The organism is Rhodoferax sp. (genome assembly GCF_037143375.1).
Lineage (GTDB): Bacteria > Pseudomonadota > Gammaproteobacteria > Burkholderiales > Burkholderiaceae_C > Rhodoferax.
This window is the reverse complement of sequence record NZ_JBAWYV010000153.1, coordinates 1-7,275: the sequence shown is the minus strand read 5'-3', so window position 1 is coordinate 7,275 and position 7,275 is coordinate 1. Positions and strand designations below refer to the sequence as shown.

9 protein-coding genes and 1 pseudogene are annotated in these 7,275 nt (G+C 60.2%); 7 read left to right on the top strand and 3 right to left on the bottom strand.

All coding sequences use genetic code 11. The features are described 5' to 3' along the window. Positions 1 to 175, bottom strand: a pseudogene (ispH, locus tag WCG50_RS16125) (4-hydroxy-3-methylbut-2-enyl diphosphate reductase); the annotation flags it as partial. Further along, positions 172 to 624: an FKBP-type peptidyl-prolyl cis-trans isomerase gene (locus tag WCG50_RS16120; RefSeq protein WP_336900618.1), complete on the bottom strand. Its 453-nt coding sequence runs from the start codon at positions 622 to 624 to the stop codon at positions 172 to 174. The pseudogene ispH and the gene WCG50_RS16120, both read right to left, overlap by 4 nt. Positions 625 to 713: 89 nt before the next feature. Here WCG50_RS16120 and radC point away from each other — a divergent pair, with 89 nt between their 5' ends. Next, positions 714 to 1,415 carry a DNA repair protein RadC gene (gene radC / locus WCG50_RS16115; RefSeq protein WP_336900617.1) on the top strand — a complete coding sequence of 234 codons (702 nt, stop codon included), beginning with the start codon at positions 714 to 716 and terminating at the stop codon, positions 1,413 to 1,415. Then, positions 1,412 to 2,065 (top strand): Smr/MutS family protein, encoded by a 654-nt coding sequence (locus WCG50_RS16110; protein ID WP_336900616.1) that lies wholly within the window; start codon positions 1,412 to 1,414, stop codon positions 2,063 to 2,065. The genes radC and WCG50_RS16110 overlap by 4 nt, the downstream gene beginning before the upstream one ends. Here WCG50_RS16110 and WCG50_RS16105 read toward each other — a convergent pair. Continuing rightward, a complete protein-coding gene (locus WCG50_RS16105; protein ID WP_336900615.1) occupies positions 2,062 to 2,631 on the bottom strand; it encodes a hypothetical protein in 570 nt (189 codons plus the stop codon). The genes WCG50_RS16110 and WCG50_RS16105 overlap by 4 nt on opposite strands. 77 nt (positions 2,632 to 2,708) lie before the next feature. On the opposite strand from WCG50_RS16105, the gene WCG50_RS16100 reads away from it, so the two are divergent. Genes WCG50_RS16100 through WCG50_RS16080 form a run of 5 tightly spaced genes read left to right on the top strand, consistent with a single transcriptional unit; the run spans position 2,709 to position 7,217 of the window. Further along, on the top strand, positions 2,709 to 3,431 hold the full coding sequence (locus WCG50_RS16100) for an ABC transporter ATP-binding protein (protein ID WP_336900614.1): 723 nt from the start codon (positions 2,709 to 2,711) through the stop codon (positions 3,429 to 3,431). Continuing rightward, positions 3,415 to 4,008 carry a CbiQ family ECF transporter T component gene (locus tag WCG50_RS16095; protein ID WP_336900613.1) on the top strand — a complete coding sequence of 198 codons (594 nt, stop codon included), beginning with the start codon at positions 3,415 to 3,417 and terminating at the stop codon, positions 4,006 to 4,008. The genes WCG50_RS16100 and WCG50_RS16095 overlap by 17 nt, the downstream gene beginning before the upstream one ends. Positions 4,009 to 4,048: 40 nt before the next feature. Continuing rightward, positions 4,049 to 4,615, top strand: a complete 567-nt coding sequence (locus tag WCG50_RS16090) for a biotin transporter BioY (RefSeq protein ID WP_336900612.1) — start codon at positions 4,049 to 4,051, stop codon at positions 4,613 to 4,615. Next, positions 4,588 to 6,051 carry an AMP-binding protein gene (locus WCG50_RS16085; protein WP_336900611.1) on the top strand — a complete coding sequence of 488 codons (1,464 nt, stop codon included), beginning with the start codon at positions 4,588 to 4,590 and terminating at the stop codon, positions 6,049 to 6,051. Before WCG50_RS16090 ends, WCG50_RS16085 begins: the two co-directional genes overlap by 28 nt. Then, the gene (locus tag WCG50_RS16080) at positions 6,030 to 7,217 is read left to right on the top strand and encodes a thiolase family protein (protein ID WP_336900610.1); all 1,188 of its coding nucleotides are present in this window, start codon (positions 6,030 to 6,032) and stop codon (positions 7,215 to 7,217) included. The genes WCG50_RS16085 and WCG50_RS16080 overlap by 22 nt, the downstream gene beginning before the upstream one ends. Positions 7,218 to 7,275 lie beyond the last annotated feature (58 nt).

The window sequence follows — 7,275 nt, the reverse complement described above, 5'->3', positions numbered from 1 at the left end:
TGGCCTTGAGGTCGTTCACCACATAGGTGTTGTGCACGATTTCATGGCGCACATAAATGGGGGCACCAAACTTTTGCAGGGCGCGCTCCACGATCTCGATGGCCCGGTCCACACCGGCGCAAAAGCCGCGCGGCTCGGCCAGCAAAATCTCCTGAAGTCCGGCGTGGTGGCTCACAGGATGCCGATCACTTGCACTTCAAACGTCACCGGTTGACCGGCCAACGGGTGGTTGAAGTCGAACAGCACCGAGTCATCCCGGAGTTGTTGGACCGAACCGGCAAACTGGCCTTTGCCGTCTGGCGTGGGGAACTGCACCACGTCGCCGACGTCGTACTTGGCATCGGCATCGCCCATGTCGGTCAGCACCTTGCGGTCCAGCCATTGCAACATGTCAGGATTGCGGTCGCCAAAGGCGGCACCCTTGACAAGTTCAAACGTGGTGCGAGAGCCTTCTGCCAAGCCCATCAATTGCGCTTCTACTGCGGGTGACAATTCGCCGTTTCCCAGCGTAAGCGTGGCGGGCTTGCCCTCAAACGTATTGATCACATTGCCCGCCGGACCGGCCATGCGGTAATGCAGCGTGAGAAATGAACCCGGTAAAACAGTGGCTGGCGAGGTGGTCATAAAAAATCCGAAAAAATCTGTAAAGGCCGCACAAGTCGGCGAAGCGCGTTGGGGCGCATAAACTGCCCCTATTCTAAAAGCCTGTCCCCATGTCCCTCAAAGATATCCCCCTTGATTCCCAGCCCCGTGAAAAACTGCTGGCGCGCGGCCCCGGTGCCCTGAGCGACGTGGAGTTGCTGGCCATCCTGTTGCGCACCGGCATCAAGGGTAAGGGCGTGCTCCAGATGGCCGACGAATTGCTGCACCTTAAGACGGCTGCTTGCGACTGCGATGGTTTTGACGGCATTGCCGGGCTGCTTCACGCCACCACCGACGACCTCAAGCGCATCAAAGGGCTGGGGCCGGCCAAATGCGCCGAAATCGTGGCGGTGCTGGAGTTGGCGCGCCGGGCGATGGCCCAGCAACTGAAAGAACGCACGGTGTTTGCCACGCCCGATGCGGTCAAGCATTACCTGCAACTGCACCTGTCCGCCAAGCCGCATGAGGTGTTTGCCGTGCTGTTTCTGGATGTGCAAAACCGATTGCTGGCAATGGAAGAACTGTTTCGCGGGTCCTTGACGCAAACTTCGGTTTACCCGCGTGAAGTGGTGTTGCGCGCCCTGCACCACCAAGCCTCGGCCGTCGTGCTGGCGCACAACCACCCCAGCGGCTCGGTGCAACCCTCAAGGGCTGACGAAGCCTTGACCCAAACCCTGAAAACCACGCTGGCACTGATTGATGTGCGGGTGCTCGACCATGTCATCGTCGCACCAGGTGAAGCGTATTCCATGGCCGAAAAGGGACTGATGTGAAGACACCACTCAAAATCAATGCGCTGGCGGACCTGAAACTGGTCAAACGCGAGATTGAAGCGGCGGCCCTGAAAGCCGAGCAACTGGCCACAGCCAAAGCCCTGGTCCAACGCCAAGTCGTGAGCGAGAAGAACCTCTTTATTTTGGCGGCTGGTGCCGTCAAGCCCTTGCCTGACAAGCGTACGGCGCTCTTAAAAAAAGAGCGGATTCAACCCGTCGTAATGCAATATCAGCAGGACGAAAAAGCAGTTCTGATTGAGGCCATTAGCGACGAATTTGATGTTGGCACTTTGCTCGATGTGGACGATTTATTGAGTTTTCGCCGCCCCGGCATTGGCCTGGACGTAACGCGCAAACTGCGCCGGGGCGACTGGTCGATTCAGCGCCAGCTCGATTTGCACGGCCTGCGCCGTGACGAGGCGCGTGAGCATTTGAGCTTTTTCATCCGCGAGGCGCACAAACAAGGCATTCGCTGCGTGCGTGTGGTGCACGGCAAGGGGCTGGGCTCGCCGGGCAAGGCGCCGATCCTGAAAAGCCGGGTGCACAGCTGGCTGGTTCAAAAAATTGAGGTGCTGGCGTTCGTGCAAGCCAAACCGGCCGATGGCGGCGGTGGTGCGCTGGTGGTGCTCCTGACCGGTTCGCGCGGCTAAGGGGCTGTTGGCCTGCGGGACAAGACGCGCAGGCGATCGGTCCGCGTCACCACGCCGTCCGTGTGCACCGCACACAGAATCCCACGCAGCCGCAAGGCGGGATGACCGGGGGCCGTCACCCAATCCTTGGCATCCTGTCCGTAGCGAAGCATCCACTTCACGCAAGCGTCATTAAATACATCGGTGACACGCAAAACGGCCGACCCTGCGGCAATCAGACTGCCCACAGGCAGGTTTTGCAGACCACAATCCAGATCGGCGACGATCGGGTCCCCGGGATGGGGCGTATTTTCCCGGTCACGCCAAACCAGATCCATCACCCGGATCGGCAGGATCGAGACCTGAATGCGGGGATCGGGGCGGCCATCGGCCAGCCGCAACCAAGGCGCGACGGCCCAACGATCGCCCAAAATACCGCCATCGCGGGTCATGGTGATGGATGCAGGAAAGTTGCGTGTGCCATAACTGGGGCGCAGGCACAAGTCGTGGATCGGCGCGTCATCCTTGGGCGCAGCCAGCACATGGGGCAGCGCAGCCATGAGTTCCGCCATTGATATGTTATTCATTGACGGAGCCTAACCTACGGCTCGTGTCGGAAGGCGGGGGCAGATTCACTACACTTCAGGCTTACTTTTAAGATGCCATGTCGCCCTTGCTTGAATTCACCAATGTCACCCTGATTCGCGGAAACCACACCGTCTTTAAAGCACTGTCGATTCAATTGAACGAACCACGTATTGGACTGATTGGTGACAACGGTGCAGGGAAAAGCAGCCTGTTTCGGATGATTTGCGGGTTGGAAACACCGCAGTCTGGCACCGTTCGGCTGAGTGGCTGTGATGCCCGTGACGCCAACACCCAACGGCCTGGCAAGGTCGGCATGATGTTTCAAAACCCCGATGACCAAATTATTTTCCCGACCGTTGAGGAAGAACTGGCACTGGGCCTGAGTCCGTCCGGCCTGTCTCGCCGGGAGGCCATTGCAAAATCGCGGGTATTTTTAGAGACCAGAGGGTTGGCGCATTGGGCCGAACGAACGATTGGCAGCCTCAGTCAAGGGCAGCGGCAACATGTTTGCTGGCTGGCCTTGATGATTGCAGCCCCTGACCTGCTGTTACTCGACGAGCCCTTTGCCAGTCTGGACTTGCCCGGGCAGGCGCTACTGAGCGCAGACATCGCCCAGGCCGGCCAGCAGGTCATTGTTTCAACGCATTTGCTCAACCATGTTCGCCACTTTGAACGCGTCGTCTGGTTAGACCAGGGCACCATCCGCGCCGATGGCCCCGGCCACCGTGTTTGCGCGGCCTACGAAGCGGATGTAGCAACCAGAACGCCGGAAGGAATCCGCCTTGGGCAGTCTCTATAGCGAATATAAAACCTGGCTACACCGGGTTCCCGCCGCCTTCAAGCTGTTGTTCTTTGCCGTGGTGGGCGCAGTGCCGTTTTTTATCGATGGGCCGACCGTCCTCACGGCGATTGCCGTGGTGTGCGGCCTGCTGTTTGCGTCACTGGGTCGCGCTACTTTCGCATCACGCAAGCTGGTGACATCGGTCGTGCTGGCTGGTTTGCTGATCGTGGCTTTTCACACCTACCTGCAGCAACCCATGTTGGGCGTGGTGAGCGCCTTGCGGTTGTTGAGCGCCTCGCTGCTCGGAATCGCACTGACACTGACCACCCGGTCCCGGGACTTGCTGACGGTGTTTGAGCAACTGCTGTCTCCGCTCCAGCGCGTTGGGATCAGAACCGAACGACTGGCCTTGCAGTTGGCCATGATGTTGCGTTTTACGGAACACTTTTTTGTGGTTTGGAAGCGGCTCGATGACGCCCACCGCATACGAACCGGCAAAGCCGGGGGTTTGCGGATTTTGGCGCCGCTCACCATCAAGATGCTGATTTCAGCGCAAAAGGCAGCAGATACACTCGAACTTCGCCTTGGCGAATGACGCCAGACACGGCCTTTTTCTTACAGAACCGCTTATCACCATGAAATCATCCCGATCTTTGGCTCTTGTTTCTTTATTTGCAGCCTTGATGGCAGTGCTGGGCCTGATTCCCAAAATTGATTTACCGCTGGGGGTGCCGATCACGCTCCAATCGCTGGGCGTCATGCTGGCGGGTTGTCTGCTCGGACCCAAAAGAGGTTTGCAAGCCCTTTTGCTGTTTTTGGTCGCCGTGGCTTTGGGCCTGCCGCTTTTGTCAGGTGGGCGGGGTGGTTTTGGCGTTTTCATGACCCCCTCAACCGGCTATCTCATTGGCTATCCGTTTGGCGCCTTTGTCACAGGCTGGATGATGTCGATGCTGCCAGGCACAACACCCCGAAGCACCGCAGTCAGTGCGTTCATCGCCTCCAGCCTGGGCGGCTTGCTCACGGTGCATGCTTTTGGCGTCGCAGGCCTGGTGAAACTGGCCCACTTGAGCTGGACGCAAGCCTTCTTGGGCACCCTGGTCTTTGTGCCCGGTGACTTGATCAAGTGCGCCCTGTGCGCCATGGTGGTTCACACGGTGGCGCGCGGTGTGCCCGATTGGCACTTTGGCGGCCGGACGACCTGATGCGCCAGAGGCCCGTTTCTGACCTGGTGCATGCGCCCCTGGCAGAGTGGGCCCATTCACGCGGTGGCGTCGTTGCCATCCGTTGTGGCGAGCAGACCCTCACCTTTGCCCAACTTCAGGCGGCCGTCACGCAGCGGTCAAACTCACTCATTCAGTCGTGTGCACCCGCGACGGTCATGGTCAACGATGACTTGCCGATGGTGGACCGGCTGGTGGATTTTCTGGGCATCATCGCCAGTGGCCGTTGCGCCGCAGTAGGCGACCCGGATTGGCCGCCCGCAATTCGCAAGTCCGTGCTGGCCACCTTGCCTGAACAGGCTGCCGATTTACCGGCGCCTCAGCCGAAATCGGCTTTTTATGTGGGCTACACCTCCGGCAGCGCGGGCACCCCCAAAGGCTATGTGCGCCACCACCAATCGTGGACCAGCAGCTTTCGGGCCTGCCTCGACGCGTTTGGGCCGCATGCCAGCAGCTGCATGCTGGCGCCCGGTCGCGACTCTCACTCGCTCTTTTTATTCGGCATGATGCTCGGCCTTTGGTCTGGTGCTGGGGTCGTGGTGCAAGAGCATTTTTCTGCGGCTGGCGTGCTGGAGACCCTGCGACGCGGACTCACCCCGTGCCTGATGGCCGTGCCCAGCCAACTGATGATGATGGTGAAGGTGGCCCAACACCGGGGAATGGCGCCGATTGAAGACGTGCGGCTCATTCTGGTCAGCGGTTCGCGCTGGATTCGGGGCCGCACCGCTGAACTTCGGGCCTTGTTTCCCTGCGCCCGGATCATCGAGTTTTATGGCGCGTCCGAGACCAGTTTTATGGCCTGGATGGACACCGATGACACAACGCCACCCCCCGTTGTAGGCCTCCCTTTCGCAAACGTTGAGGTGCAGATTCGGGACAAGGACGAGGACGGCGTTGGCTTGATCTATGTGCGCAGTCCCATGCTGTTCATGGATTATGTGGGGGGCGCCGATGACGACACCGCCGCCCTGCGCGATGGCGACTGGCTGAGTGTTCGCGACCTGGGTTACGTTGACGAACAAGGTCGGCTGTGTCTGGCGGGTCGCCAGAACCGCATGATCGTGACCAAAGGGAAAAACCTGTTTCCCGAGGAACTTGAAACCGTTCTTGCGACCTATCCGGGGGTGGTGAACGCCTCGGTGCATGGCGTGGAAGATCCGCTGCGGGGGCTGCAGGTGGTCGCCCTTCTTCAACTGGAACAGGAATCTTCTGCTAAACCGCCCTGCGCCTTGCAACTCACCGCCTGGTGCCAGCAACGGCTGGAGTCCTACAAAGCACCGAGGCAGTACTTTTTGGCGAGCGACTGGCGCTTCACCCCCAGCGGCAAAACAGATCACCGGGCGCTAGCGCAAAGTCTGCGTCACCACCTTGACGGCGCCCTAGCCACGGACTGGCCATGTCTAACCCCACTGCCCTGATTGCCGCGTGGGCACGCAGCGCCGTGGCACCCCACGGTGGGACGTTTAACGCCCTGCAGCCGCACGAAATTGCCGCCCCCGTGGTGCGGGCCTTGTTGGCACGCGCGGGCATCAGCCCGCACGCTGTGGATGCAGTGGTGCTCGGCAATGCGCTCGGTGCCGGTGGCAACCCGGCCCGCATGGTGGCGTTGGCCTCCGGCTTGCCTGAGCGTTGCGCGGCCTTCTCGGTAGATACGCAGTGCTGCGCCGGGATTGATGCGGTCTCGATGGCGGTGGGCTTGCTGGCATCCGGTCAAGCCTCGGTCGTCATTGCCGGCGGGGTGGAAGCCTGGAGCCGCTCCCCGATCCGGCAAGTGCGACCTATGCGCGAAGGTGAATTGGCCGTTACGTATGAAAAACCGGCTTTTTCACCCGATCCTGCGCGGGACCCGGATTTGCTGATGTCAGCCGCTCACTATGCCCAACAACACGGATTCAGCCGCGCGCAGCAGGACGCCTACGCGGTGCTGAGCCATCAACGCGCCATGGCGCATGCCGCCACGTTGGCTGAAGAAATCGTGCCGGTTCATGGCTTGCAGCAGGATGCCTACCCCCGCCCTATCGATCTGATTCGCGCCGCCCGCATGCCGGTTGCGGTGAAGCAGGTGGCCTTAAATCTCGACGCAGGTCACCTTCAAAGTGAACAATCCGACTGCTCGGTCAGCACCTTGGCGATCTCCTCAAAGGCCGATGGCGTGGCGCTGGTGTTGCTGGCCACACCGCAAGCTTGCAAAGACCTGGGATTGATCCCGCAGGCAGCTTGGGTGACATCGGCCTCCGTGGGCGTTGATCCGATCACGCCCCTGATTGCCGCTGAAAAAGCGGCGCTTGCGGCACTGCGGCGCGCAAATTTGCCATCAATGGACAGCCTGTCCGTGATTGAACTGCACGATGCCTTTGCTGTTCAGGGGCTGAGCTTTTGCCAGGCCTTGGGGGTCGATCCAACCAGCATCAATCGCCGTGGTGGGGGTTTGGCGCGGGGTCACCCGATCGGCGCCTCCGGGGCGATTGCCCTGGTTCGGTTGTTGGCTGATTTGCAGCGTGATGAGCAAGCGGGCGCCCTGGGACTGGTCGCCGTAGCGGGTGCCGGTGGCATTGGTGCGGCCGCTATTTTTGAGCGGCTTTAAAAAGTTACACGCGATTCTCATTCCGTTTCCAGATCGATAGGAGATTAGGCGCGAAGCC

Bases quoted from the DNA above. Each gene is read 5' to 3' on its own strand.
- WCG50_RS16120 (WP_336900618.1), bottom strand. From the start codon at position 624: ATGACCACCTCGCCAGCCACTGTTTTACCGGGTTCATTTCTCACGCTG.
- radC (WP_336900617.1), top strand. From the start codon at position 714: ATGTCCCTCAAAGATATCCCCCTTGATTCCCAGCCCCGTGAAAAACTG.
- WCG50_RS16105 (WP_336900615.1), bottom strand. From the start codon at position 2,631: ATGAATAACATATCAATGGCGGAACTCATGGCTGCGCTGCCCCATGTG.
- WCG50_RS16100 (WP_336900614.1), top strand. From the start codon at position 2,709: ATGTCGCCCTTGCTTGAATTCACCAATGTCACCCTGATTCGCGGAAAC.
- WCG50_RS16090 (WP_336900612.1), top strand. From the start codon at position 4,049: ATGAAATCATCCCGATCTTTGGCTCTTGTTTCTTTATTTGCAGCCTTG.
- WCG50_RS16080 (WP_336900610.1), top strand. From the start codon at position 6,030: ATGTCTAACCCCACTGCCCTGATTGCCGCGTGGGCACGCAGCGCCGTG.